Raw genomic sequence first — 25,387 nt, forward strand, 5'->3', positions numbered from 1 at the left:
GCGGTGAACCCCGCTCGGCGTCCACCGAGCAGCGCATGTCGCAGGACCAGCATCGTGTCCAGCCCCGGTGTCATCACACCGAGGACCGCGACGATCGTGAACCCCCACAGCGCTGCGCTCGTCATGCCCTCTCCCACGCTCTCGCGACCATCCGCGCCAATAGTGCACACCGCACGGTCCGGCCGGTCGGCTGGGGGAGTGCAGGAGGCGCCGCCGAGCGATGCCGGAACGACTCCTCGGATATGCTTGGGGACGTTCGGCGGTGGGGCCCGCCGTCCTGCCCGCCCGGCGGGCAGGAGAACCGCAGACCGGCTGCCAACGGTCCCTACCAGTGACGATCCCTGGTAGGAGTGCGCATGTCGTCGGAGCACCCGGTTCCGCCCGTGGATGCCGATGGTGACCTCGGTGTGCCCGAGCAGCGCCGTGAGCTGCGCGAACGTCCCGCGGTCGTGCTCGTCGCGATCGCCTGCGGTGGCGCGCTGGGCGCCTTGGCCCGCAACGGGCTGAACTCGCTCTTCCCGCACGAGCCCGGCGGCATGCCGTGGGCGACCCTCGGCGTCAACGCGAGCGGGTGCCTGCTGATGGGCGTGCTGATGGTGCTGATCAGCGACGTCTGGCCCGGTCAACGCCTGCTGCGGCCCTTCCTCGGGGTGGGCGTGCTGGGCGGGTACACGACCTTCTCCACCTACGTCGTGGACGTCCAGCAGGCGGTCGCGGCCGGGAAACCGCAGGTCGCGCTGATCTACCTGGGGTCGACGGTGCTGGTGGCGATGCTCGCCGTGTTCGCGGGATCGGTCTTGATGACAGCGCTGCTGAAGGCGCGGGGGAGGCGGTCGTGAAGTCGCGAGGGCAGGAGCTGCGCCTGACGATCTTCGTCGGCGAGTTCGACAAGTGGCACCACAAGCCGCTCTACACCGAGATCGTGCACCGGGCCCACGTGGCCGGCCTGGCCGGTGCCACGGTGCTGCGCGGTCACGAGGGCTTCGGCGCGTCTCAACACATCCACACCAACCGGATCCTGTCGCTGTCGGAGGACCTGCCGATGGTGATCATCATCGTCGACCAGGAGGAGCGGATCCGGGCCTTCCTGCCTCAACTGGACGAGATCGTCGCCGAGGGAGTGGTTACCGTCGACGAGGTCGAGGTGATCCGCTACAGCGGGCGCGAGGAGGGGTCCCGATGACGCTGCTGTGGGTCGTCCTCGGAGCCGCGGTCGGCGCGCCGCTGCGCTACCTGGTCGACCGTGCGGTGCAGTCCCGGCACGACTCGGTGTTCCCGTGGGGCACGCTCACCGTCAACGCGTCCGGCTCGCTGCTGCTGGGGTTCCTGGCGGCGGCGCCGGTCAGTGCGGCCGTCTTCGCCGCGGCGGGCACGGGTTTCTGCGGTGCGCTCACCACGTACTCGACGTTCAGCTACGAAACCCTGCGGCTCGCGCAGGACCGCTCGCACCTGCTGGCCGGGCTGAACGTCCTCGGCAGCGTCGTGGCGGGCCTGGGCGCGGCGTACTGCGGTCTGCTCCTCGCCCAGGCGGTGTGAGCCCCAGGACGCGTCGAGGACGACGAACCGGCCGCTCAGCCGGATCGCGAACCCGCTTGTCAGGCACCGAGTTCCGCGCTGATCTCGTCGGCGATGCGGACGAGGACCGGGACGAGGTCGCGTTCGACGCGCTCGGGGCTCATGCGGCCCGTGGAGGTGGACGACGACAGCGCGGCGATCACCTGACCCGTGTGGTTGCGGATCGGAGCGGACGCGGCGATCAAACCGATCTCGCGTTCCTCGGAGACCAGCGACCAGCCGCGTTCGCGCACCCTCGCCAGCGTGTTGCGGAACTGGTCGGGGTTGGTGACGGTGTGCCGGGTCAGCGGCCGGAGGCCGTGATCGGCCAGGTACTGCTCGACGAACTCGGGAGGTTGCGCCGCCAGCAGCACGCGTCCCATCGACGTCGCGTGGGCTGACACGCGGGTCCCCGCTGTCGCGTTGATGTTGAGCACGCGCTTGGCGGGGACGCGGGCCAGGTAGACGACGTCGCTGCCGTCCATCGCCGACAGCGAAGCGGATTCCTGGGTTTCCTCCACCAAGCGGCTCATGTGCGGTTCGGACACCGCCACGACCGCGCTGGACCCGGTGAAGTGCTGGCCGATGGTCAGCACTCGCGGCGTGAGCTCCCAATGGCTCCCGCCGGTCGGTCGGACGTAACCGAGGTGCTGCAGCGTCAACAGGATCCGACGTACGGCAGGCCGGGACAGCTGGGTCGCGTTCGCGATCTCGATCAGGCTCGGGTTCCGCCGCTCGGCGTCGAAGACCAGCAGCACTGCGAATCCGCGCTCGATGCTCTGGATGCGGTCCTGGGCTCCGATCTCCACGTCGTTCACCTGCGCATCGTCCCACAACGCCGGTCTTGAACCGCGGTTCGCCCGAGGGGAGGAATCGGACCGCTGTTGACGGCCGGGGTGCGCTGTGCCACTCTCTCTGCACGATTTACGTACAATTTGCACGAACAGCGTGCAAGCGTGGAGGTGAGGTCCATGGCGATCGATCCGAGGGAACTGCGCCAGTGCCTCGGGCACTTCACTACCGGCGTCACGGTCATCACCTGCAACGGTGAGGACGGGGAGCCGCACGGCGCGACCGTGAACGCCTTCACCGCGGTCTCGCTGGATCCGCCGCTCGTCCTGGTGTCCCTGGACCGGCGTTCCCGGCTGTGCGGGCTGATCGACTCGCGGCCGTTCACCGTCAACGTGCTGGAGTCGCACCAGAAGGACCTGGCGCTGCACTTCGCGGGCAAGCCGAGCCAGCAGGTGCGGTGGGGACCGGACAGCGCCTGCGGCACACCGCGGCTCGACGGCACGCTCGCGCACGTCGCCTGCGTGCCCTGGCGGTCCTACGACGGCGGTGACCACGTCCTGTACCTGGGCGAAGTGCAGGAGTTCCTCATCCACGGCGGGCAACCCCTGCTGTTCCACACCGGGAAGTTCCACCACCTCGGCGACGACCACTCGCCGCTGCTCTGGGACGACTCCGTCGACGGCCCGGGCGGCGTCACCTTCGTCGCCGGATCGATCACCGGCTCCAGCTGAGGCGAGCCACCTACCCAGAAGCCCACTCTCAACGTTCAGCTCACGACAGGCTAGGAGGCAGCAATGACGCTGCAGCAGGATGCGCGAACACGTCCGCCGCGACGAGCGGTAGCGCCAACAGGCCGTTGACCGGCGACGAGTACATCGAAAGCCTCAGGGACGGCCGCGAGGTCCACCTGTACGGCGAGAAGGTCAAGGACGTCACCACGCACCCGGCGTTCCGCAACGCGGTGCGGATGACGGCCCGTCTCTACGACGGCTTGCACGACCCGGCCAAGCAGGACGTGCTGACCGTGCCCACCGACACCGGCAACGGCGGCTTCACCCACCCGTTCTCCCGCGCCCCGCACTCCGCCGAGGACATGAAGAAGGACCAGGCGGCCATCGCCGAATGGGCCCGCATGACCTACGGCTTCATGGGCCGTTCCCCCGACTACAAGGCGAGCTTCCTCGGCACCCTCGGCGCGAACCCCGACTTCTGGGACCCCTACGCCGACAACGCCCGGCGCTGGTACACCGAATCCCAGGAGAAGGTCCTCTACTGGAACCACGCCATCGTGAACCCGCCGGTCGACCGCCACCGCGGCCCGGACGAGGTAACGGACGTGTTCATGCACGTCGAGGAGGAGAACGACAAGGGCCTCGTGGTGTCCGGGGCGAAGGTCGTCGCCACCGGCTCGGCCATCACCCACTTCAACTTCCTGGCCCACTACGGCCTGCCGATCAAGAAGCGCGAGTACTCGCTGGTCTGCACCGTGCCGATGGGCGCTCCCGGCATGAAGCTGATCTGCCGGCCGTCCTACTCGGCGCAGGCCGGGATCACGGGCAGCCCGTTCGACTACCCGCTGTCCAGCCGCCTGGACGAGAACGACACGATCTTCGTCCTCGACAAGACCCTGATCCCCTGGGAGAACGTCTTCGTCTACGGCGACCCGGAGAAGGCGTCGAGCTTCGTGCCCGCATCGGGCTTCCTGCACCGCTTCACCTTCCAGGGCGTGACCCGCCTCGCGGTGAAGCTCGACTTCCTGGCCGGCCTGCTGATGAAGGGGCTCGAAGCCACCGGCGCGTTGGTGGAGGCGGCGGGCTGGCACCCGTGGCGTCCGGCGCACCTGCACCTGATGGTGCGCGCACCGGGGTACCGGACCATCACCACGCAGCTCCACTTCCGCGGTGGGGAGTGGCTCGACAGCGATGTCGCGTCCGCGACCAAGCCGGATCTGATCCTCGACCCCGTGGACAGCGGGGACGGCAAGCACGCGGTGACCTACGACTTCACGCTCGAACCCGCGTGAGACCGGCGCCGAGCCGGGTGCGAGGTCACCCGGCTCGGCCTTTCCCCTCGTGCTGGAAGGAGAGGACCCGATGACGGACCTGCGGATCGACGACGTCGAGACGGTGATCGTCGACGTCCCCATGCGCCGGGCGCACCGCTTCGCCAAGGCGGGCATGAGCACCCAGCCCGTGCTCTACGTCTTCGTCCGGACCGCCGGTGGTGTCGCGGGAGTCGGTGAGGGCGTCGTTCCCGGAGGCCCGTGGTGGGGCGGCGAATCCGTCGAGACGATGCAGATCATCGTCGAGAAGTACCTCGCGCCCGTGCTTTTGGGCCGCCGCGTCGACGACGTTCCGGCGATCCTGCGCGACTGCGCGGACGTCGTCGCGGCGAACCTGTTCGCCAAGAACGCCGTCGAGGTCGCCCTGCACGACGCCTGGGCGCGCCACCTCGGCGTTCCGATGCACACCCTGCTCGGCGGGGCGGTGCGCGAGAGCGTCGCGGTGACCTGGGCGCTGGGCACCGAGACGGCCGACGTCGTCGCCGATGAAGCGCTGGCGAAGCTGGACTCCGGGTTGCACACGTCGTTCAAGCTGAAGATGGGGGCGCTGGATCCGGTCGACGACGTCGCCCGGGTGGTCAGCGTCGCCGAGAAGCTCGCCAGCACCGCCGGGGTGCGGGTCGACATCAACGCCCGCTGGGACCGCTTGACGTCGTTGACCCACCTCCCCGCGCTGGCCGACGCCGGTGTGGAGATGATCGAGCAGCCGGTGCCGGGGCACGACGTCGACGCGATGGCGGCGATCGCCGCGGCGTTGCCGATCCCGGTGATGGCCGACGAGAGCCTCCGCACGCCCGCCGACGCGCTGCGGCTCGCCCAGTCGCGGGCGGCGGGGATCTTCGCTGTCAAGACCACCAAATCCGGCGGAGTGCGGGCGAGCCGGGCGATCGGTGAGATCGCCGCCGCGGCCGGGATCCCCTGCTACGCGGCGACGTCGATCGAAACCCCGATCGGCACGGCCGCCTCGCTGCACGCCGCGTGCGCCAACCCGGCGAGCACGTGGGGGAGCGAGCTGTTCGGCCCGCTGCTGCTGGCCGAGGAGATGTTGGTGGACCCGCTCGTCTACGACGCCGACGGTCTGCACTTGCCCGATGGCCCAGGACTGGGCGTCGAACTGGATCCGGCCAAGGTCCGGGCCTTCCGAAGGAGTTGATCCCGGTGCTCTTCCACGTCCACATGGAGGTCGCGATCCCGCACGACCTCGACCCGGATCGTCGTGCGGCACTCGTCGCCGCTGAGAAGGAACGCGCCCTGGAGCTGCAGAGCTCGGGTGTCTGGCCGCACATCTGGCGGATCGTCGGGGAGTACGCGAACATCAGCGTCTTCGACGTCGATTCGGGTGACACCCTGCACGCGTTGCTGTCCTCGTTGCCGCTGTTCCCCTACATGAAGATCAAGGTGACGCCGCTGGCGATCCACCCGTCGGATCTGAAGGCCCTGTCATGAGCACCGCGCTGCGATCCCTTCCGGAGCGGGCGACGCTCTGGCGCGGTCTCGACGACGTACCGCCCGACCTCGGCCCGACCGTCCTGACGATCGGGGTGTTCGACGGGCTGCACCGCGGCCACCGCAGCCTGATCGACAGGGCCCGGCGCACCGCGGACGAGCGGGGTCTGCCGCTGGTCATGGTGACCTTCGACCCGCACCCGGCCAGGGTGCTCGGGTTGCCCAAGGACACGGCGACGCTGTCCACGATCGCCCATCGCGCCGAACTCGCCGCGGCCTCGGGGGTCGACGCGGTGTGCGTGCTGCGCTTCACCCGCGAGCTGGCCGGGCTGAGCCCGGAGGCCTTCGCAGCGCACTGCCTCGCCGGTCGGCTCGGGGCGAGAGCCGTGGTCGTCGGCGCCAACTTCACCTTCGGGGCCAGGGCGGCCGGCGACGTCGGCACGCTGCGCGAACTCGGTGCGAGCCTGGGCTTCTCCGTCGAAGGCGTGCCGTTGCTGCCCGCGCACAACGGCGCGTGCTCGTCGACCTACACCAGGAAATGCCTGCGCTCGGGCGATCTGCCCGGGGTGACCCACGCGCTGGGACGTCCGCACCGGGTCGACGGGATCCGCGCGGGCGACCGGATCATCCTCGCCCCGAACACCGCCCTGCCGCCGCCCGGTCGATATCGCGCGACGCTGAACGGCGGAGGTGTTGTCGTCGACGTCCTCGACGACTCGCTGCGGGTGGTGGACGGCACGCCCGGCGAGGGCGTTGCCGCGGTCACCTTCCTCGAACGAGCGGAGGGCGGATCGTGAACGACGACGTGCTGCGCAGGCTCGCCCGGCTGGAAGCGCTGGAAGCCATCCGCGATCTGGACGCGCGCTACTGCCGCGCTCTCGACGACGGCGACTGGGACGCGCTGGTGTCCCTGTTCGCCGAGGACGGCGAGTTCGTCGGGCTGTCGCGCGCGACCGGCCGCGCCGAACTGCGGACGTTCTTCGCCGGTCTCGCCGACGCCGGGCTCACCGCGTTCTGGCATCACGTGACCAACCTGGAGATCACCCTCGACGGCGAGGACACCGCGCGGGCGCGGTCGTTCCTGTGGCAGCCCTGCGTGCAGGACGGTGTTCCGCACATCGCCGCCGGCCGCTACACCGACTCGCTGCGGCGAGTCGACGGAGACTGGCGCTACGTCACCAAGCAGGTGTCCTTCGACTACTTCGTCCCGCTCACCGAGGGCTGGGACCACGGCCGGTTCACCGTCGCGTCCGCCGCCGCGACCTACCCAGGGAGGCCCTTCGCGTGACCACCGACACCGCGCTGCACCACCGGATCGACGGTCCGGACACCGCACCCGTCCTGGTGCTCGGGCCCTCGCTGGGGACCGACCTGCACCTGTTCGACGCCCAGGTGGACGCACTCGCCGACCGCTACCGGATCGTGCGCTTCGACCTGCCGGGGCACGGGAAGAGCCCGGTGCTCGACGGTCCCCGCACGATGGCGGGCATGGCCGAGGCGGTCATCGCGCTGCTGGACCGGCTGGGCATCGACCGCTTCCACTACGCGGGGGTCTCCATCGGGGGTGCGATCGGGCAGCAACTCGCGCTGGACCACCCGGACAGGGTGCTGAGCCTGGCGGTGCTGGCCTCGGCCGCCCGGTTCGCCGACCCGGAGAGCTGGCCGAAACGCGCCGACACCGTTCGGGAGAACGGCACCGAAGCGATGGTGCCCAGCCGCCCCGGCACCTGGTTCGTCCGCTCCTTCGCCGAAACCGATGAGGCGCGGCGGCTGCTGGACATGCTGCGCGCCACCACGACCGAGGGCTACGCGGGTTGCTGCGAGGCGATCTCGACGTTCGACGTCCGCGAACGGCTGGCCGAGGTGAAGGTGCCGGTGCTCGCCATCGCCGGCGCAGAGGATCCCGCGACCCCGCCGGAGATGGTCCGGCTCATCGCCGACACCGCCGCCCACGGCCGCTTCGAGGTCGTCGACGATTCCGCGCACCTGCTCAACGCCGAGAAACCCGAGCGGGTCAACGAATTGCTCACCGCGCACCTCGCCGCCACCGAGTAGGAGACGACGTGGACAAGACAGTGCAGACCGCGGCCGGGGCCGTCGCGGACATCGCCGACGGATCGTCCATCGCGGTGGGCGGTTTCGGGATGTGCGGTGTGCCGACCGCGCTCATCGCCGCTCTGCTGGAGCAGGGCGCGACCGACCTGGAGACGATCTCGAACAACCTGGGGGTCGACGGATTCGGGCTGGGAACCCTGCTCCCGGCCGGGCGGATCCGGCGGACGATCGGGTCCTACGTCGGCAACAACAAGGAGATGGCGCGGCAGTACCTCGCGGGAGAGCTCGAGGTCGAGTTGACGCCCCAAGGCACCCTGGCCGACGACGCCGCGGCCGGCGGCGGCACCCGGCTGGTCTACGGCGGCCACACCATCGGCCTCGCGCTGGCCCAGGCGACGCGGGCGCTGCCCGGCATGGCGACCGTGACCGGCTGGCACAGCTGCGATCACCTCGGCCCGGTGTTCGAAGGCGACACGCTGCGCAGCACCATCACCGTCGAGCGCCTGGAACCCGCGCGCAACGGGCGGCTGGCGCACCTCCGCAGCCGGGTGACCGCGGATGGCGCGGAGCAGCGCGACGTCCTCGACTGGCGGTTCGTCGCACTCCTGCCATGAGAGCTGCGCCTGACGTGGTCCGACGCTGAGACCGCCCGCTCGACCCGCGGTCGAGCGGGCGGTCTCAGCTCAGAGGATGGTGCCGACATCTCCTCGGACCGGCGCCCAGGGCATGGTCAGATCGACCGCTACTGGCGGTTTCCGGCCGCGGCGCGCAGCCGCGAGCGGTTCCCTCTGCTGGGGGTGGGCGCCCCCAGCAGGACTCGAACCTGCGACCTAAGGATTAGAAGTCCTTTGCTCTATCCGGCTGAGCTATGGGGGCCGTTCGGTGGGCGGTATGCCCGACGTTGTGCAGCAAGGAGGGTAGCGGTCGGCCGCATCGCATGTGCGAACGACGCGGCAACGTTGCCGAGCCGGTACACAACGGCAAGCTTTTCGACAACCGTCGACCGGGTTACGCGGGGGGCAGTTTCTGCAGGGCGGCGGTGGTCAGGACGAAGAGCCGCTCGGCCGTGTCCGCAGCTGAGGCGTCCTTGAGCGACAGCATCGTCAGCAGAGATCTGTCCGATCTGATCGCCGTCGCGGCCGTGCAGGTCTGGTAGCCCGTGACCGGTTCGCAATACAGCCAGCTGGAGTAACCCCGCACGTCCACTTCGACGCCGCGCGGTTGCCGCTGGGCGATCGCGGGGAACGGCTCGTGGAAACCGGCGGCGGCCGTGTTGTCCGGGCTGTCGGGGCCGCCGCCCAGCAGGTGCGCGCAGGCGCCCGGCACCGGGTTGCCCGGGTGCGGCGGGCCCGCCACGCCCCCGACCGGGGCCAGGTCCTCGGGTGAGAGCAGGCCGCACGCGTCGGCATCGCCGCGCGGAGCCGGGATGCGAGGAGGCTGCGCGATCGCCGAGCGGGTGTGCGGCGCCTCGGATTCGGGCTGGTCCAGGAAACCCGCCGCCGGGATGGGCCGGCCGGCCACGTCGGTCGAACAGCCGCTGAGCGCCGATCCACCGATCAGGACGCACAGCGCGAGCACCCGCGGTAGGCGGTGACGGACATTCGGCACGGGGTAACCGTAGCGGCGACGAGTGCGGGAGACCACGCCCAGGTGTGCCCTCCTGACCGGTGATGCCGACGCCAGGGCCGTTACGCTCGGTGTGTGCCATCAGAGTCAGTCGCCGAACCGAATTCCAGGCGCAGTGCTTCCGGCACGGTCGGCGTGCTGGTCTTCACCGCAGGAGTGCTCGCGGCGTTGATCGCCGCGGCCCTGACCGCGCTGTCCGCCGGAGCCAACTACGCCCTCCTCGGACTGCCCGATCCCGGTCCCGTCACCCAGTACGGCCTGCCGGTGGTCCGGGTCATCGCCGAAACCGGGGCCGTGGTGACCATCGGTTCGCTGCTGCTGGCGGCCTTCGGCATCCCCGCGAGCCGCTCCGGCCCGCTGCTCGCCGACGGCTACGCGGCGGTTCGCGCCGCCGGCTGGGGCGCATCGGCGTGGTTCGTCGGTGCCGCGCTGATGGTGCCGTTCATCTGCGCCGACGCCACCGGGCGGCCGGTGAACGATGTGCTCAGCGCCGAGGTGATGTTCGGCCTGATCGACGCGCTAGAAGAGGCCAAGGCCTGGGCGCTGACCGCGCTGATCGCGTTCCTCGTCGCCGTGGCCTGCCGGATCGTGCTGTCCTGGGGCTGGACCGTGGTGACCTTCGCCCTCGGTCTCGGCGGGCTGATGCCCGTCATCGCCACCGGCCACTCCGCCAGCGGCGGGGCCCACGACATCGCCACCAACAGCCTGCTGTTCCACCTGGTGGCGGCCGTGCTGTGGGTGGGCGGGCTGATCGCCCTGATCGCCCACGCCGCTCGTGGCGGAGCGCACCTCCCGCTCGTCGCCCGCCGGTTCTCGATGATCGCACTGGTCAGCTGGATCGCGATGGCGCTGTCCGGCGTGATCAACGCGCTCGTGCGCGTCTCGCCGGAGCAGCTGCTCGGCTCCACCTACGGGCTGCTCGTGCTGCTCAAGATCGCCGGCCTGCTCGTCCTCGGCGTGTTCGGATACCTGCAGCGCAACAAGGCCGTCGCGCGCCTGGAGAGCGGATCGTCCGGGCTGCTGCGGCTCGGCGCCCTCGAAGTGCTGATCATGTTCGCCACCCTCGGCGTCGCGGTCGCGCTCGGCCGCACCCCGCCACCCGGCGGCTACACCACCGTGCCCAGCCGCACCGAACTCATCGTCGGCTACACCCTCGACGCGCCACCGGACCTCTGGCGGCTGCTGTTCGACTTCCGCTTCGACCTCGTCTACGGGACGGCAGCGCTCGTCCTCGCCGGCCTCTACCTGTGGGGCGCCCACCGGCTCAAGGCCAGGGGAGACGCGTGGCCCGTCGGGCGCACCATCGCCTGGCTGTGCGGCTGCCTCACGATCCTCATCGCCACCTCCGCCGGTGTCGGCCGCTACGCGCCCGCTGTGTTCAGCGTCCACATGGGCCAGCACATGCTGCTGTCCATGCTCGCCCCGGTGTTCCTGGTGCTGGGCGGACCGACCTCGCTGGCGCTGCGCGTGTTCACACCCGCGGGCAAGAACCAGCCCCCCGGGCCGCGCGAGTGGCTGATGGCGTTCATCAACTCGCCGCTGACCCGCGTGCTCACCCACCCGATCGTCGCACTCGTGCTGTTCGTCGGCTCCTTCTACGGGCTGTACTTCACGGGGCTGTTCGACCTCGCCCTCAACCAGCACTGGGCGCACCTGGCGATGAACGCGCACTTCCTGGTCGTCGGCTACGTCTTCTACTGGCCCGTGATCGGCATCGACCCGGCACCCCGCCAGCTGCCGCCCATCGGCAAGGTCGGCCTGGTCTTCGCCTCGATGCCCTTCCACGCCTTCTTCGGCATCGCGCTGATGATGTCCGCGAAACCCATCGGCGGTGACTTCTACCGCAGCCTGGACCTGCCGTGGTTCGTCGACCTGCTCGCCGACCAGCGGCTCGGCGGCGGCCTGGCCTGGGCTTCCGGCGAGGTGCCGCTGGTCGTGGTGATGCTGGCGCTGCTCATCCAGTGGTCCCGCGCCGACGACCGGCAAGCTCGGCGGATCGATCGGAAGGCCGACAAGGACGGGGATGCCGATCTGACCGCCTACAACGAGATGCTCCGGCGTCTCGCCGAGAAGGACTGATAACCGCGAAGTTTTCATGAAAACTTCCCCCACACCCCCACGAGGAAGTTCTCATGAAAACCTCCTCCACACCCCCCACCGGGAAGTTCTCATGAAAACTTCCCCCACACCTCCACCGGGAAGTTTTCATGAAAACTTCCTCCCCAGGACGTCACCGAGACGTGAGGTTGCTGGGGGGCGCTGGGAAAGCACCGTCGGTGTTGCTTGACGTCTTGGGCCCCATCGCTCGTTCGGGTTGCGGGGGCCCACGTGTGTGGGGGTGGGTGGGACGCCACTACGATTCAGGGCATGGCCGAGTTCATTTACACCATGAAAAGCGTGCGCAAGACGCATGGTGACAAGGTCATCCTCGATGACGCGACCATCCAGTTCTACCCGGGTGCCAAGATCGGCGTCGTCGGGCCGAACGGGGCCGGCAAGTCGACCGTGCTGCGCATCATGGCGGGACTCGACCAGCCGAACAACGGTGAGGCGTTCCTGTCCCCGGGTTACACCGTGGGCATCATGCAGCAGGAACCGCCGTTGAACGAGGAGAAGACGGTCCTCGGCAACGTCGAGGAGGGCGTCGGAGAGATCAAGGTGAAGCTCAACCGCTTCAACGAGATCGCCGAACTGCTCGCGACCGACTACTCCGACGAGTTGATGGAGGAGATGGGCAAGCTCCAGGAGGACCTGGACCACGCCGACGCGTGGGAACTGGACTCCCAGCTGGAGCAGGCGATGGACGCCCTGCGCTGCCCGCCGCCGGACGCCGAGGTCAAGAACCTCTCCGGTGGTGAGCGACGGCGAGTCGCCCTGTGCAAGCTGCTGCTGAGCAAGCCCGACCTGCTGCTGCTCGACGAGCCCACCAACCACCTCGACGCCGAGAGCGTGCTCTGGCTGGAGCAGTTCCTGGCCAGCTACCCGGGCGCCGTCCTGGCCGTGACCCACGACAGGTACTTCCTGGACAACGTCGCCGGCTGGATCCTGGAGCTCGACCGCGGACGCACCTACCCCTACGAGGGCAACTACTCCACCTACCTGGAGAAGAAGCAGGAGCGCCTCGCCGTCCAGGGCAAGCGCGACGTCAAGCTGCAGAAGCGCCTCAAGGACGAGTTGGAGTGGGTTCGCTCCAACGCCAAGGCCAAGCAGACCAAGTCGCGCGCCCGCCTCTCCCGCTACGAGGAGATGGCCAACGAGGCGGAGAAGACCCGCAAGCTCGACTTCGAGGAGATCCAGATCCCGCCGGGCCCGCGCCTGGGCAACACGGTGGTCGAGGTCGACAACCTCAAGAAGGGCTTCGACGAGCTGCTGATCGACGGGCTGTCGTTCAGCCTGCCGCGCAACGGCATCGTCGGTGTCATCGGTCCGAACGGCGTCGGCAAGACCACGCTGTTCAAGACCATCGTCGGGCTCGAAGAGCCGGACTCCGGGACCGTCAAGGTCGGCGACACCGTCAAGCTCTCCTACGTCGACCAGAACCGCGCGAACATCGACCCGAACAAGAACGTCTGGGAGGTCGTGTCCGACGGGCTCGACTTCATCCAGGTCGGCCAGGTCGAGATGCCCTCGCGGGCCTACGTCAGCGCGTTCGGCTTCAAGGGCCCCGACCAGCAGAAGCCGGCGGGCGTGCTCTCCGGTGGTGAGCGCAACCGCCTCAACCTGGCGCTGACGCTCAAGACCGGCGGCAACCTGATCCTGCTGGACGAGCCGACGAACGACCTGGACGTCGAGACCCTGGGCTCGCTGGAGAACGCGCTCGAGCAGTTCCCCGGCTGCGCTGTGGTCATCTCCCACGACCGCTGGTTCCTGGACCGCGTCGCGACTCACATCCTCGCGTGGGAAGGCGATGACGAGAACCCGGCCAAGTGGTTCTGGTTCGAAGGTAACTTCGAGGGGTACGAGCAGAACAAGATCGAGCGGTTGGGTGCCGACGCCGCCCGCCCGCACCGGGTCACGCATCGCAAGTTGACCCGCGGCTGAGATCGGAGGCGCCTTGGCGAGCGTGGCCGCTGTGGCAGAGCCCAGCTCGGTGGAAGGGTTTCTCGACCCCGCGTGGCAGATGCGGTGGAGAGTCCCGGAGCTGGCGTTGGTGCTCAGCGACAGAGCGGTCGCGTTCGCCAGGCGCACCGGTGACCGAGGCGCGCGGTTGCGCGCCGAGTCGCTGGCCCTGTTCGCGGCCAACCGGCTGGGACGCGGTGTCGCGTCCACCGGCCGCGCGCTCGCCGCGGTGCGTGAGGCGGAAGCCTCGGGCGGCGACGTCCTCACCCGGCTGCGCATCGAGCTCGGCTGGTGCGCCGTCCACGCGGGCAGCCACGAGGTGGCCGTCCGCATCCTGCGCCGGGAACTCGCGCAGGACCGCATCGAACCCACCCTCCGCGCGCACGCGCTGCTCGCCCTGGCCTCGGCGCTGCCCGCGCAGCAGGACGTCGACGAGCGCAGCCAGGTCCTCGACGAGGCTGAGCGGCTCTACGCCGACTGCGACGACGACCAGGACCTCACCCGCGTGCTCAAGGCCCGGGTGTGGGTGATCCGCGCTGCTCACTGCCGCAGGCTCGGCGAGTTCGGCGAAGCCGTTTCGGCCACCGATGCCGGGCTCGGTCTGCTGCGCAGGCTCAGCGACCCGGAGGCCGAGGCGGGCGAGATCCAGACCCGGCTGCTGCTGGAACGCGTGCACGCCCTGCTCGATCAGGGGCACCGGGTGGAAGCCGTCGAGACCAGCCAGGCCGTGCTCGCCGAACCCGTGCGCGCGGCGGCCGCCGGTCCCACCGGATGGCTCGGGCTCGCCCTCGCCACCCGCGTGCACCTGCCCGCAGGTGACCACGGCGCCGCGCTGCGCGTGCTGGCCGAGACCGCCGCCATCTCCGAGCGGCACAAGCTCGACGGCCTGCTCGCCGAAGCCCTCAACGCCCTGTCCCGCGCGCACGAGCGGGTGGAGGAGATCTCCGACGCGCTGCAGGCGCTGCGCGGCGCGTACTCGGCGGACCGCCGGTGGCGCTCGGCCGTGCACAGCGCCCGGGTCGGCCTGCTCAGCGCCTACCCGGCGGAGGTCCCGCGCAGCCCGCGCGCGTCGGTCGTGGCGGCGGTCCCCGAGCCCGCGGCGGCCGAACCGGTCGCGCCGACGCCCGTCCCCACGACTCCCGAGCCCGCGGCGCCGGTTACCGCCGTCCCCACGACGCCCGAGCGTGCGGCGCCGGTTACCGCCGAACCCGCGACTCCCGAGCCCGCGGCACCTGCCGCTGCCGAAGCTGCCGCTGCCGAGCCCGTGGCTCCCGAGCCGGTGACGATCGAACCCGCTGTCGCCGGTCCCGCCGCTGCCGAGCACGCGGCACCGGAACCCGCCGCCGAGCCCCTGGTTCCCGAGCCGGAACCGGAACCCGAGCCGGCGACCGCCGGACCCGTGGCGACCGCGCCCGACGAGCCGGCCGAGCCTGCCTCGACCGGGCGCGGCGGTTATGCCGAGGCGCACGACGCGGCGCGGCTGCTGATGGAAGCGCTGACCAAGCGCGCGGCCGAGGAAGCCGAAGAGCCAGCGGCCGCGCCGGTGGACGAGGCGCCTGCCGGGAGGCGGGCGGTGCCCGAGCCCAGGGTGGCCTTCGACTCGGCCTCGCCGAGCGAGATGTTCTCGGGCGGGCAACAGCCCCAGGCCCCGGAACCGCAGTCCTCCGCAGGCGCCTGGTGGCCGTCCCGCGAGACCCCGAGCCCCGCCGCCGACGAACGCGCGGCCGAGGTCGTGGCCAGCGACCACGAGCCCGCTGACCCCAGCTCCGACCCCAGCTCCGGCCGCTATGGAACAGCTGGTCAGGACTACGGCGACCAGGACTACGAGTCCGGTGGCCACGTGGACGCCTACGGCGACGACGACCCCTCGCAGCGGTGGAGCGGTGATCCGCTGGCGGCGGCGGCCGACAGCCTGCGCCGCATCACCGAGGCCCACGACCGCCGCGGGCACGCGCAGCACCCCGACCCCGAGCCCGTGACGCCGCCGCAGGGCTTCCCCGCGGTGGAGCCGCAGGACAGCACGGCGCAGGCCGCTCACGACGTGCCCGAGGAGTCCGGCGGGCGCCGGTCGAAGGGCAAGTCGCTGGCCGAGATCCGCGCCGATCTCCAGCTCCCCGCCGATCACCAGCCCTCCCGCAGGCGCTCGCGGCACGCCGATCCCGATCCGCTCGCCGCGTTCCAGCCCGCGCAGCCGGAACCGGAGCCTCCGGCCAGGTCCGCCGAGGACACGGATCCGAGCTTCCGGTTCAGCGCGCCGGAGCCGAGCCCGGAGCCCGCGCCACCGGAGCCGAGCCCTGACGCGAGCCTGGCCGACCTGCTCGCCGACGCGCTGATGGCCTACAACGAGGGCCGCACCGATGAGGCCAAGCAGCAGGTCAGCGAGGGCATCGCCGCCGTAGGATATGGCGGCCATCACAATTCCGGTTACGGTGAGCCGGGCTACGGCGACAGCCACAGCGACAGCGATTCGGAACACACCGACGACGACGCCGTCGGTGGGACCGGACGCAACCGTCGGCAGTCCACAGAGGATGATCAGCTCGGTGCCCGCCACCGCGCACCCGGATTCGGTGGTGCGGCAGCGGATCCGTTGCTCTGAGATACCTCCCGGACATCGATCGTTGCGTCTGTTTTCACCAGCGGTACGCAGTCAGATCCCGGCCCCGTGAGCGGGAACTGACAGTCTTAGAGTGGAACCTGTTGGCACAACGAGGTGCCGTAAAGCGTGGAGCTGCCTGACATGACCTCGAATCCCGGACAAGCGCACACCGGAACGGCCGGCGAGCAGTCCGAGAACCCCGAACTGGCCAAGCGGCGGTTGCTGGACCGAGCCGTCGAGTTCGCCCCCGAACTCGGCGAGCTGCTGCGCACCTACTACCGCCACGTCCCGGCCGAAGAACTCGTCGACGACGACCCGAACGACCTGGTCGGTGCCCTCAGATCGCACCACCGGCTGGCCGCGACCCGCGCCGCCGGCCGCCCCCTGGTGCAGATCTTCAACCCGACGGGCGATGAGCACGGGTGGCACAGCCAGGCCACCGTGGTCCAGACGGTCACCGACGACATGCCGTACCTGGTGGACTCGCTGATCGCCGAGCTCGGCCGCGACAACGCCGACGTGCTGCGCGTGATCCACCCCATCGTCGTCGTCCGGCGCGACCTCGCCGGCGAGCTGCTGGAGGTCCTCCCGGAGGCCGACCCGTCCGACCCGCCGTCCGGCGCCATGGCGGAGAGCTGGATGTTCGTCGAGGTCGGCCAGGTCGTCGACCCGGAGCGGCTCACCGCCCTCAAGCAGGACCTCGGCGGTGTCCTCAACGACGTGCGCGAGGTCGTCGAGGACACCGAGCGGATGCTCTCCTGCGCCCGGTCGCTGGCCGACGAGCTGGAGAAGAACCCGCCGCCGCTGCCGCACGAGGACGTCACCGACGGTGCCGGGCTGCTGCGCTGGCTGGCCGACGGGCACTTCACCTTCCTCGGCTACCGGCACTACGAGCTGGTCGAGGACGACGGCGATGCGCTGCAGGCCGTGCTGGCCTCCGGGCTGGGCGTGCTGCGCAGCGACAGCGTCGCCTCGCGGAGCCTGACCACCGGGCCGGACTCCAGCGCGTTGTCGAAGGACCTGCTGGTGCTCACCCAGGCCGGTGCTCAGTCCACAGTGCACCGTCCGGTCCACCCGTTCTACGTGGGCGTCAAGACCTTCGACGAGTCGGGCCGGGTCACCGGCGAGCACCGGTTCCTGGGCCTGTTCACCACCACGGCGCTGCACGAGGACGTCCTCGACATCCCGTTCGTGGAACGCCGGGTGCGAGAGGTCATCCACCGCGCGGGATTCCCGCTGGAGTCCTACTCGGGTCAGCGCATGCTGGAGGAGATCCAGAGCTACCCGCGCACGGAGCTGCTGTCCACGGACTTCGCAACGCTGCAGGAGACCATCACCGGCGTGCTGGCGCTGGCCGAGCGGCGCAAGCTCAAGCCGTTCCTGCGGCGCGACTCCTACGGCCGGTTCTTCTCCTGCCTGGTCTACCTGCCGCGCGACCGCTACACGACCAGTTCGCGGCTGGCGATGCAAGAGGTGCTGCTCGACGAGCTCGGCGGCACCGGCCTGGAGTACAGCACCCGCGTGGGCGAATCCACGCTGGCGCGAGTGCACTTCGTGGTGCACACCGACCCGGAGGACCAGGTCGAGCCCAACCTCGGGCGCATCCAGCAGCGGCTCGACGAGGCCATCCACACCTGGGACGACCAGATGGTCACCGAGCTCGACGCCGAGCGCTCCGGCAGGGGAGCGGGCGGCGGGCCGGCCCGTGCGCTGTCCGAGGCGATCAGCCAGGCCGGGCAGGACTACGCGTCCGGGTTCCCGGAGGCCTACAAGGAGGACTTCACCGCTGCCGAGGGCCTGCGGGACCTGCGTCGTCTGGAGTCGCTGAAGGGCCCCGACGACCTGCGCATGTCCTTCTACGTCCCGCGTGACGCGAGCGCCGGTCAGCGCCGGTTCAAGCTCTACGTCGGCGAGCGGGTCACGCTGTCCCGGGTGCTGCCGGTGCTGCAGAGCATGGGCGTGGAGGTCGTCGACGAACGGCCCTACGACCTGACCCTGGAGAACTCCGGAAACCGGTTCTACATCTACGACTTCGGGCTGCGGCTGGACTCCGGTCTGCTCGACAGCACCGACCCGCAGCTGCTGGACTCGCTCCGGCAGCGCTTCGAGGACGCGTTCCGCGCGGTCTGGCTCGGCGATGCCGAGGTCGACCGGTTCAACGCGCTGGTGCTGCGGGCCGGGCTGAACTGGCGGCAGGCCGCCGTGCTGCGCGCCTACGCGAAGTACCTGCGCCAGGTCGGGATCGCCTACACGCAGGACTACATCGAGGACTCGATCCTCGCGCACCGCAACACGACGACCGCGCTGGTGCGGCTCTTCGAGGCCCGGTTCGACCCGGCGATCGGCGAAGCGGACCGCAAGACGCGCGAAGCCGAGCTGACCGAGTCGGTCAACGAGCTCATCGACGAGGTCACCAGCCTCGACGTGGACCGGATCCTGCGCAGCTACCTCAGCCTGATCGGGGCCACGCTGCGCACGAACTACTTCGTCGACGTGGCCGAGCGCGAGCGCCCGTTCTTGGCCTTCAAGCTGGAGCCGCGCGAGATCCCGGGACTGCCCGAGCCCCGGCCGCAGTTCGAGATCTTCGTGTACTCGCCGTGGGTCGAGGGCGTGCACCTGCGCTTCGGTTCCGTGGCGCGCGGTGGGTTGCGCTGGTCGGACCGGCCGCAGGACTTCCGCACCGAGATCCTGGGCCTGGTCAAGGCCCAGGCGGTGAAGAACGCGGTGATCGTGCCGGTCGGCGCCAAGGGCGGCTTCGTCGTCAAGCGCCCGCCCGTCACCACCGGCGACCCGGCCGTGGACCGCAAGGCCTCCCAGGACGAGGGCGTGGCCTGCTACCGGATGTTCATCTCCGGCCTGCTGGACCTCACCGACAACCTGGTGGGCGGCGAGGTGGCCCCGGCGCAGAACGTGGTGCGCCACGACGGCGACGACACGTACCTGGTCGTCGCGGCCGACAAGGGCACGGCGACGTTCTCCGACATCGCCAACGAGGTCGCCCAGTCGCGCGGCTTCTGGCTCGGTGACGCCTTCGCGTCCGGCGGTTCGGTCGGCTACGACCACAAGGCCATGGGCATCACCGCCAGGGGTGCGTGGGAGAGCGTCAAGCGGCACTTCCTCGAACTCGACGTGGACACCCAGAGCGAGGAGTTCACGGTCGTCGGCGTCGGCGACATGGCCGGTGACGTGTTCGGCAACGGGATGCTGCTGTCCGAGCACATCCGGCTGGTGGCCGCGTTCAACCACATGCACGTGTTCATCGACCCGAACCCGGACGCCTCGGTGTCCTTCGCCGAGCGGCGCAGGCTGTTCGAACTGCCGCGTTCCACCTGGGACGACTACGACCGGGGCAAGATCAGCGAGGGCGGCGGCGTGTGGTCGCGGTCGCTGAAGTCGATCCCGCTGAACCCGCAGATCCGGGAGGCGCTGGGCATCGACGAGTCGGTGCGCAAGCTGGCGCCGGCCGAGCTGATCAAGTGCATCCTGCTGGCACCTACCGACCTGCTGTGGAACGGCGGCATCGGCACCTACGTCAAGTCGGCCACCGAGTCGCACGCCGAGGTCGGCGACAAGGCCAACGACGCGGTGCGCGTCAACGGCGGCGACCTGCGGGTCAAGGTCGTCGGCGAGGGCGGCAACCTCGGTCTGACCTCGTTGGGGCGCATCGAGTTCGCCCGCGAGGGCGGCAAGGTCAACACCGACGCGCTGGACAACTCCGCCGGTGTGGACTGCTCCGACCACGAGGTCAACATCAAGATCCTGCTGGACCACCTGGTCACCGACGGCAGGCTCACCGGCCCGCAGCGCAACGAGCTGCTCGCCGAGATGACCGACGAGGTCGGCGAGCTCGTGCTGGCCGACAACCACAGCCAGAACGGGGTTCTGGGCATCTCGCGGTCGCACTCCGGACCGATGCTGCCGGTGCACGCCCGGCAGGTCGCCGCGCTGGAGGAATCCGCGGGCCTGGATCGCGAGCTGGAGGCGCTGCCGACCAAGAAGGGCTTCCGCGACCTGGAGAAGGCCGGTGAGGGCCTGACCTCGCCGGAACTGGCGACGCTGATGGCGCACGTCAAGCTCCAGCTCAAGCGGGACGTCCTGGCCAGCGGCCTGCCCGACACCGAAGCGTTCGCCGAGCGGCTCCCGGAGTACTTTCCGCAGCCGCTGCGGGAGGGCTACGGCGATGCCATCGCCGCGCACCCGCTGCGCCGCGAGATCATCACGACCTTGCTGGTCAACGAGATGGTCGACGGCGCGGGCATCTCCTACGCCTACCGGCTGGCCGAGGAGCTCAGCGCCTCCACCAGCGACGCGGTGCGGGCGTTCGCGGTCGTCACCAACGTCTACGACCTGCCCCGGTTGTGGGCCGACATCGACGCGCTGGGCGGGTCGGTGCCGATCGCGGTCGCCGACGAGATGGTGCTGGAAACGCGGCGCCTGCTCGACCGGGCGGCCCGCTGGATCCTGACCAACCGGCCGCAGCCGCTGGCGATCGGCGCCGAGATCACCCGGTTCCGGCCGGTCGTCGAGGAGCTGCGGCCGACCGTGCGGGGACTGCTCGGGGGCCGGGCCGCCGAAGGCGTGACCGAGCAGATCGAGCGCTGGGTCGCGGCCGGTGTGCCCAACGAGCTGGCCGAACGGGTGGCGGTGCTGCTCGACGCCTACGCGCTGTTGGACATCCGGGAGGTCGCCGAGCTCGCCGAGCGCGACGCGGGCATCGCGGCCGAGCGCAGCCCGCGCGAGAGCGCCGAGCTGTACTACGCGCTGTGGGCGCACCTGGACGTCGAGCGGATGCTCATCGCGGTCAACGAGCTGGAACGCGGCAACAGGTGGCACGCACTGGCTAGGCTGGCGTTGCGAGATGATTTCTACGCATCGCTGCGGGCGATCACCGTCGACGTCCTGCGCACCTCCGAGCCGGAGGACGGTTCGGAGGAGAAGATCGCGCGGTGGGAGTCGACGAACGCGGCGCGACTGGCGAGGGCCAACTCGTCGCTGGAGCAGATCGTCAGCTCCGGGCGGCTTGACCTGGCCACGTTGTCGGTGGCGGCGCGTCAGCTGCGCAGCATGGTGCGGTGACAGCAGGGGGTGGCGGTTCCAGCCGGAACCGCCACCCCCGAAACCGGGTAGGAGGGACAGGCCCTGTGGGCGCGTACGTAGCCGAGGTAGCCCTGCGCTGGTCCGACATGGACGCGTTCGGCCACGTCAACCACGCCAGGACGATCACGTTGCTGGAGGAGGCACGAGCCGATCTGCTGTTCACCGCGGCGGAGCGGCAGGGCCTGGTGGGCATGGCCGAGGGCATGGTGGTCGCCCGGGTCGTCATCGACTACCACGCGCCGCTGCTCTACGCGGCCAAGTCGTTGCAGGTCCGGATGTCGGTGCGGGACCTCAAGGCCGCGTCGTTCACCATCGACTACACGGCGTTCGCGCAGGAAGCCGTGTGCACTGCGGAAACGCTGATGGTGCCCTACGACCTGAACGCGGGACGGCCCCGCCGGCTCACCGAGGACGAGAGCGGATTCCTGGCGGAGTGGCGCGCCGAGCAGTTGGAGTCGGGTCGTGCCTGAACTCCGCATGCCCGACCGGGTCGAGCGCGACGACCTGGGTGCGTTCGTCGCCCGCGCCGTCCGGCTGGACTCCCAGACCGTGGTCCGGATGCGCAACCGCCCCGACACCGACCGGATGGACGTGTGGGCGGCCACCCCGTTCGACGCGCTGTCCACCCGGGTCGTGGAGGGCGCTGTCGACCCCGCCGACCTGACGGTCTCCGGGAACGAGCTGCTGGCGACCTTGACCGTCGCAGGCGGCGAGGTGATGGACCCCGGCGCGCCGAAGGACCTGCTGTGGCGCTCGGAGCTGCCGCCGGCCACCGGGTGGAAGCGCGTCGACGACCTGCCCGCCCAGCTCGTCGGTGAGGTCGCGGAACGCGGCATCGACGTGGCCAAGGAGAACGTCGGGCCGAAGGGCACGCCGCCCGCGTCGCTGCTGGACCAGGAGGTCTTCACCGTCCACGGCTCCGGCTACGACGTGAAGGTCCCGCTGCGCTGCCTGTTCGTCCTGTCCGGCATGGGATTCCTGGTCGGCACCCCCGCTGAGTCGGAGATCGTGCGGGTGAGCGCCACGGACTCCTGGCTGCGCCTCGACTCCCGCTACGGCGCCGTGGTCCGCCGCCGCCACGCCCTGCTGCCGCTGCTGATCTGAGCGCTGACCTGAGCGGGGAAGTTTTCATGAGAACTTCCCCTCGCTGCCGACCCCGCGGTCGTCGTCAGGGGGTGGTGCGCTGCGGGTTCCGGGATGTCGTGGCCCAGCGGACGATGTCGCTGACCAGGGCTTCCAACGGGCCGCGGCGGAAGAAGCGCCGCCAGCCGTAGGTGAAGGCGAACGTGGCGACCAGGAACACCTCGGGCATGAAGGTGTTGATGAGCGCGACCAGGCCCTCCGGCTGGTGGCCGTCGCGCGGGAACCACGGCAGGTCCGGGTCGTCCATCGGCAGTGCCGGACCCATGCTGGCCAGGTGCGCCAGGTTCTCCGGGACGCCGCTCAGCGGCCAGCCGCCGGTGATGATCTGCCAGGCCAGCGCCAGCGCGTGCGCGGCGTAGAGGGTGAGCGCCATCGACCCGGCCTTGGCCAGCGGGGTCAGCCAGCGGCCCGTCCGGTCCGACAGCTCCAGGCAGATCGCCAGCACCAGCAGCGCGATCCCGCCCGCGCCCAGCAGCTCGAAGGTGGTCCCGCTGTGCGCGTTGGCCGCCAGCAGCCACTCCGGGTGCCCGACCGGGATCGTGCCCTCCACCGGGCTCGGTGGGCCGACCCGCACCAGCAGGAACGACGCCTGGTAGCCGACCAGCGACAGCACCAGGCCGATCACGCCGATCCGCACGCGCACCCGCAGGGACTTCAGGTCCAACCGGCCGACGGCCAGTCCCGCCAGCACCAGCGGCAGGTACGACGCGGCCGGGTAGAACCCGAGAAGCAGCAGGTCGAAGAGGCCCTCGTGGGCGATCAGGTGGCCGGGGTCGATGCTGTTGACCATCGAGACCAGCGCCGACAGGGGAGTGTCCTCGGCGATCCAGCCGCGCAGCACGAAGGACAGCTGCGGCCCGACGGCGGCGCTCACCGCCGCCGCGATGATCAGGCCGCGTGCGCGCAGCCGCAGGAACGGCACCGCGAGCAGGAAGTACAAGCCGTAGAACGGGATGATCACCGTCAGCAGGAACCCGGTCGCCTCGGTCGCCTTGGCCAGCGCCAACCCGAGCACCAGCAGCACCGCCGCGCGCACCGCGACCCGCCGCTTCGCATCGCGCAACGCCTGGCCGGTCGGCGGCGTCGTGCGCCCGGTCATCAGGGCCAGCGACACACCCGCGAGGAAGGTGAACAACGCGGTCGAGCGACCGGAGAAGAACTGCGCCACCAGCACCTCGGGCGAGCCGTCTGCGAACGGCACGCCGAAGTGGATGCAGAACATGCCGAACACGGCGACGAACCGGGCGACGTCCACGCCCACCAGTCGGCCCGGCCTCCCGGCGGTGGTCGCCCGCGCCCGCCGAGATGAACTCCGTTCGGGCGCAACAGCAGTCATGGCATCCAGCTGAGTTCGGGGGACGATGACCGGAAATCTACCCACCGCTTCCCGGCCTCCGGTCACCTGCCCGCGTGTTGCGAGGCCCCGCTCACACCAGCCACGCGGCGCTGCCGGGCGGCAGCTCGCCCTCGACCAGCGGTCGAGAGCTCAGCAGCACTTCGCCGGGAGGCAGCGGAACCGGTTCCGCCGAGGTGTTCAGCGCGCAGATCAGGGTGCTGCCGACGCGCCGGAACGCGAAGCAGTCCTCCGGGGCGCCGAACCACTCGACCTCGTCGCCGGTGAACGCCGGGTGCGTCGCCCGCATCTCCAAGGCGTGCCGGTACAGCGACAGGGTGGACTCCTCGTCCTCCAGCTGCGCCTCGACGGTGAAGTGAACCCAGTCGTGCGGGATCGCCGACCAGTCGGCCCGCGCGGCGGAGAAGCCGAACGGCCGCATCAGGCCCTCCCACGGCATCCTGATCCGCTCGGTGCCGGGCAGACCCAGCTCCTCGCCGTGCCGCAGGCAGACCGCGCCCGGCAGGGCCAGCTGCACCATCGCCATCGCGCGCACCGGCGTCAACGCGGCGTGGTCGCGGATGCGCGTGCTGTCCCGGCTGGCCATCGCCCACGCCGGGCGGGGGCCGGTGGAGTCCAGGACCGTCGTGATCGCCTTCTGCACGGGGCCCGCCGAGAACCCCGCCACGGCCAGGTCCAGGCCGAACAGCAGCTGCCAGTTGCCGGTGCCGCTGCCGATCACGACGCGGTCGGGGTAGTCGGCCAGCACCGCGCCGACCGCGTCCGCCGGGTCGTTGCGCGGCGCCAGGTGGAACCCGTCGATCCCGTGGTCCAGCCAGGGCCGCAGCACCGGGCCGGGCTCGGTGCGCGAGGGGTCGACGTCCATCGCCAGCAGCACCCGCAACCCGTTGCCGTGGGCTTCGCCGAGCAGCCGGTCGAGGGCGGGGGAGGCCGGGTCCGTACCGGCCATGCCGGCCAGCACGATGGCGTCGACGCCCAGCAGTTCCAGGTAGCCGAGCCTGCCGCGGATCCCGTCGAGGTCGCCGATGCCGTCGTCGTCGGCGTCGGCGAACGCGCCGACGTCGATCTGATAGCAGACCGCGTCGTACCACCACGGTCGTTCGCCGTGGTCAGCCCGCGTGCCCACCTGCCGCATCTCCAGGTCCTTCGCTCCTAGATCGGGTCCGCCGCTCAGAACCACGAGTTGATCATGCTATTGGCGGCCATCTCCAAGTACTGCCAGAGCTGGTCGCGGTGTTCCGGCTTCAGCTTGGCCTCGTCGACGGCGATGCGCATGCAGCGAAGCCATGCGTCGCGCTCGGCCGGGCCGATCTTGAACGGCGCGTGCCGCATCCGCAGCCGCGGGTGTCCGCGCTGGTCGGAGTACGTGTGCGGGCCACCCCAGTACTGCATGAGGAACAGCCGCAGCCGCTCCTCCGCCGGCCCGAGGTCTTCCTCGGGGTAGAGCGGGCGCAGCAGCTCGTCCTTGGCCACCTCTTCGTAGAAGCGGGCCACGATCTTGTGGAAGGTGGCTTCGCCGCCGACCTGCTCGTAGAAACTCTCCACGGAAGTCACCCTTCCATCCTCTCAGGTGCGGAACTGGACGTTTCAGTGGTCGGTC

Annotated in this window: 22 protein-coding genes and 1 tRNA gene; 17 read left to right on the plus strand and 6 right to left on the minus strand. The window is 70.4% G+C overall.

Translation table 11 applies throughout. The features are described 5' to 3' along the window. Nucleotides 1–356 precede the first annotated feature (356 nt). Genes ACYVF3_RS26745 through crcB form a run of 3 tightly spaced genes read left to right on the plus strand, consistent with a single transcriptional unit; the run spans nt 357 to nt 1,536 of the window. Nucleotides 357–839: a fluoride efflux transporter FluC gene (locus ACYVF3_RS26745; protein ID WP_461157020.1), complete on the plus strand. Its 483-nt coding sequence runs from the start codon at nt 357–359 to the stop codon at nt 837–839. Then, nucleotides 836–1,183 carry a DUF190 domain-containing protein gene (locus tag ACYVF3_RS26750; protein WP_461157021.1) on the plus strand — a complete coding sequence of 116 codons (348 nt, stop codon included), beginning with the start codon at nt 836–838 and terminating at the stop codon, nt 1,181–1,183. Before ACYVF3_RS26745 ends, ACYVF3_RS26750 begins: the two co-directional genes overlap by 4 nt. Beyond that, a complete protein-coding gene (gene crcB, locus ACYVF3_RS26755; RefSeq protein WP_461157022.1) occupies nt 1,180–1,536 on the plus strand; it encodes a fluoride efflux transporter CrcB in 357 nt (118 codons plus the stop codon). Before ACYVF3_RS26750 ends, crcB begins: the two co-directional genes overlap by 4 nt. A 59-nt stretch (nt 1,537–1,595) precedes the next feature. Here the strand turns inward: crcB and ACYVF3_RS26760 are convergent, their stop codons facing one another. Then, complete coding sequence (locus ACYVF3_RS26760; RefSeq protein WP_461157023.1) at nt 1,596–2,372, minus strand: IclR family transcriptional regulator domain-containing protein; 777 nt, start codon at nt 2,370–2,372, stop codon at nt 1,596–1,598. Between the two features lie 153 nt (nt 2,373–2,525). Here ACYVF3_RS26760 and ACYVF3_RS26765 point away from each other — a divergent pair, with 153 nt between their 5' ends. From ACYVF3_RS26765 to ACYVF3_RS26800, 8 genes are all read left to right on the plus strand, one after another. Then, nucleotides 2,526–3,077 carry a flavin reductase family protein gene (locus tag ACYVF3_RS26765; protein WP_145743490.1) on the plus strand — a complete coding sequence of 184 codons (552 nt, stop codon included), beginning with the start codon at nt 2,526–2,528 and terminating at the stop codon, nt 3,075–3,077. Nucleotides 3,078–3,202: 125 nt separating this feature from the next. Continuing rightward, nucleotides 3,203–4,369 (plus strand): 4-hydroxyphenylacetate 3-hydroxylase family protein, encoded by a 1,167-nt coding sequence (locus ACYVF3_RS26770; RefSeq protein ID WP_461157024.1) that lies wholly within the window; start codon nt 3,203–3,205, stop codon nt 4,367–4,369. Between the two features lie 70 nt (nt 4,370–4,439). Further along, complete coding sequence (locus ACYVF3_RS26775; protein ID WP_461157025.1) at nt 4,440–5,561, plus strand: muconate/chloromuconate family cycloisomerase; 1,122 nt, start codon at nt 4,440–4,442, stop codon at nt 5,559–5,561. 5 nt (nt 5,562–5,566) lie between these two features. Further along, nucleotides 5,567–5,854, plus strand: a complete 288-nt coding sequence (gene catC / locus ACYVF3_RS26780) for a muconolactone Delta-isomerase (protein WP_461157026.1) — start codon at nt 5,567–5,569, stop codon at nt 5,852–5,854. Continuing rightward, complete coding sequence (locus tag ACYVF3_RS26785; RefSeq protein ID WP_461157027.1) at nt 5,851–6,651, plus strand: adenylyltransferase/cytidyltransferase family protein; 801 nt, start codon at nt 5,851–5,853, stop codon at nt 6,649–6,651. The genes catC and ACYVF3_RS26785 overlap by 4 nt, the downstream gene beginning before the upstream one ends. Next, complete coding sequence (locus ACYVF3_RS26790) at nt 6,648–7,142, plus strand: nuclear transport factor 2 family protein (protein WP_461157028.1); 495 nt, start codon at nt 6,648–6,650, stop codon at nt 7,140–7,142. The genes ACYVF3_RS26785 and ACYVF3_RS26790 overlap by 4 nt, the downstream gene beginning before the upstream one ends. After that, nucleotides 7,139–7,909 (plus strand): 3-oxoadipate enol-lactonase, encoded by a 771-nt coding sequence (gene pcaD / locus ACYVF3_RS26795; RefSeq protein ID WP_461157029.1) that lies wholly within the window; start codon nt 7,139–7,141, stop codon nt 7,907–7,909. Before ACYVF3_RS26790 ends, pcaD begins: the two co-directional genes overlap by 4 nt. 8 nt (nt 7,910–7,917) lie before the next feature. Beyond that, nucleotides 7,918–8,523 carry a CoA transferase subunit A gene (locus ACYVF3_RS26800; protein WP_461157030.1) on the plus strand — a complete coding sequence of 202 codons (606 nt, stop codon included), beginning with the start codon at nt 7,918–7,920 and terminating at the stop codon, nt 8,521–8,523. Between the two features lie 188 nt (nt 8,524–8,711). Here the strand turns inward: ACYVF3_RS26800 and ACYVF3_RS26805 are convergent. Further along, nucleotides 8,712–8,785: transfer RNA gene (locus tag ACYVF3_RS26805), tRNA-Arg, on the minus strand. Nucleotides 8,786–8,917: 132 nt separating this feature from the next. Continuing rightward, on the minus strand, nt 8,918–9,517 hold the full coding sequence (locus tag ACYVF3_RS26810) for a DUF3558 family protein (RefSeq protein WP_461157031.1): 600 nt from the start codon (nt 9,515–9,517) through the stop codon (nt 8,918–8,920). A 93-nt stretch (nt 9,518–9,610) separates the two neighbouring features. On the opposite strand from ACYVF3_RS26810, the gene ACYVF3_RS26815 reads away from it, so the two are divergent. From ACYVF3_RS26815 to ACYVF3_RS26840, 6 genes are all read left to right on the plus strand, one after another. Next, nucleotides 9,611–11,614 carry a cytochrome c oxidase assembly protein gene (locus ACYVF3_RS26815; protein ID WP_461157032.1) on the plus strand — a complete coding sequence of 668 codons (2,004 nt, stop codon included), beginning with the start codon at nt 9,611–9,613 and terminating at the stop codon, nt 11,612–11,614. Between the two features lie 288 nt (nt 11,615–11,902). Beyond that, the gene (gene ettA, locus ACYVF3_RS26820) at nt 11,903–13,576 is read left to right on the plus strand and encodes an energy-dependent translational throttle protein EttA (RefSeq protein WP_461157033.1); all 1,674 of its coding nucleotides are present in this window, start codon (nt 11,903–11,905) and stop codon (nt 13,574–13,576) included. Nucleotides 13,577–13,607: 31 nt separating this feature from the next. Then, nucleotides 13,608–16,193, plus strand: a complete 2,586-nt coding sequence (locus ACYVF3_RS26825; protein WP_461157034.1) for an ATP-binding protein — start codon at nt 13,608–13,610, stop codon at nt 16,191–16,193. A gap of 141 nt (nt 16,194–16,334) precedes the next feature. Then, nucleotides 16,335–21,269 carry an NAD-glutamate dehydrogenase gene (locus ACYVF3_RS26830; protein ID WP_461157130.1) on the plus strand — a complete coding sequence of 1,645 codons (4,935 nt, stop codon included), beginning with the start codon at nt 16,335–16,337 and terminating at the stop codon, nt 21,267–21,269. A 65-nt stretch (nt 21,270–21,334) separates the two neighbouring features. Further along, nucleotides 21,335–21,760, plus strand: a complete 426-nt coding sequence (locus tag ACYVF3_RS26835) for an acyl-CoA thioesterase (RefSeq protein ID WP_461157035.1) — start codon at nt 21,335–21,337, stop codon at nt 21,758–21,760. After that, nucleotides 21,753–22,394, plus strand: coding sequence for a hypothetical protein (locus ACYVF3_RS26840; RefSeq protein ID WP_461157036.1), 642 nt, complete (start codon nt 21,753–21,755; stop codon nt 22,392–22,394). The genes ACYVF3_RS26835 and ACYVF3_RS26840 overlap by 8 nt, the downstream gene beginning before the upstream one ends. A 64-nt stretch (nt 22,395–22,458) precedes the next feature. On the opposite strand, the gene ACYVF3_RS26845 is transcribed toward ACYVF3_RS26840, so the two are convergent. The 3 genes from ACYVF3_RS26845 to ACYVF3_RS26855 all read right to left on the minus strand — a co-directional run bounded on the left by ACYVF3_RS26845 (nt 22,459) and on the right by ACYVF3_RS26855 (nt 25,341). Continuing rightward, nucleotides 22,459–23,769 (minus strand): heparan-alpha-glucosaminide N-acetyltransferase domain-containing protein, encoded by a 1,311-nt coding sequence (locus ACYVF3_RS26845; RefSeq protein ID WP_461157037.1) that lies wholly within the window; start codon nt 23,767–23,769, stop codon nt 22,459–22,461. A 91-nt stretch (nt 23,770–23,860) separates the two neighbouring features. Beyond that, entirely contained in the window at nt 23,861–24,922 is a 1,062-nt protein-coding gene (locus ACYVF3_RS26850) for an alpha-amylase family glycosyl hydrolase (protein ID WP_461157038.1), read from the minus strand. A gap of 35 nt (nt 24,923–24,957) precedes the next feature. Continuing rightward, complete coding sequence (locus tag ACYVF3_RS26855) at nt 24,958–25,341, minus strand: globin (RefSeq protein WP_461157039.1); 384 nt, start codon at nt 25,339–25,341, stop codon at nt 24,958–24,960. Nucleotides 25,342–25,387 lie beyond the last annotated feature (46 nt).

Source organism: Saccharopolyspora tripterygii, from assembly GCF_054778355.1.

Bases quoted from the DNA above. Each gene is read 5' to 3' on its own strand.
- ACYVF3_RS26765 (WP_145743490.1), top strand. From the start codon at position 2,526: ATGGCGATCGATCCGAGGGAACTGCGCCAGTGCCTCGGGCACTTCACT.
- ACYVF3_RS26745 (WP_461157020.1), top strand. From the start codon at position 357: ATGTCGTCGGAGCACCCGGTTCCGCCCGTGGATGCCGATGGTGACCTC.
- crcB (WP_461157022.1), top strand. From the start codon at position 1,180: ATGACGCTGCTGTGGGTCGTCCTCGGAGCCGCGGTCGGCGCGCCGCTG.
- ACYVF3_RS26785 (WP_461157027.1), top strand. From the start codon at position 5,851: ATGAGCACCGCGCTGCGATCCCTTCCGGAGCGGGCGACGCTCTGGCGC.
- ACYVF3_RS26850 (WP_461157038.1), bottom strand. From the start codon at position 24,922: ATGCGGCAGGTGGGCACGCGGGCTGACCACGGCGAACGACCGTGGTGG.
- ACYVF3_RS26830 (WP_461157130.1), top strand. From the start codon at position 16,335: ATGACCTCGAATCCCGGACAAGCGCACACCGGAACGGCCGGCGAGCAG.
- ACYVF3_RS26775 (WP_461157025.1), top strand. From the start codon at position 4,440: ATGACGGACCTGCGGATCGACGACGTCGAGACGGTGATCGTCGACGTC.
- ettA (WP_461157033.1), top strand. From the start codon at position 11,903: ATGGCCGAGTTCATTTACACCATGAAAAGCGTGCGCAAGACGCATGGT.
- ACYVF3_RS26845 (WP_461157037.1), bottom strand. From the start codon at position 23,769: ATGACTGCTGTTGCGCCCGAACGGAGTTCATCTCGGCGGGCGCGGGCG.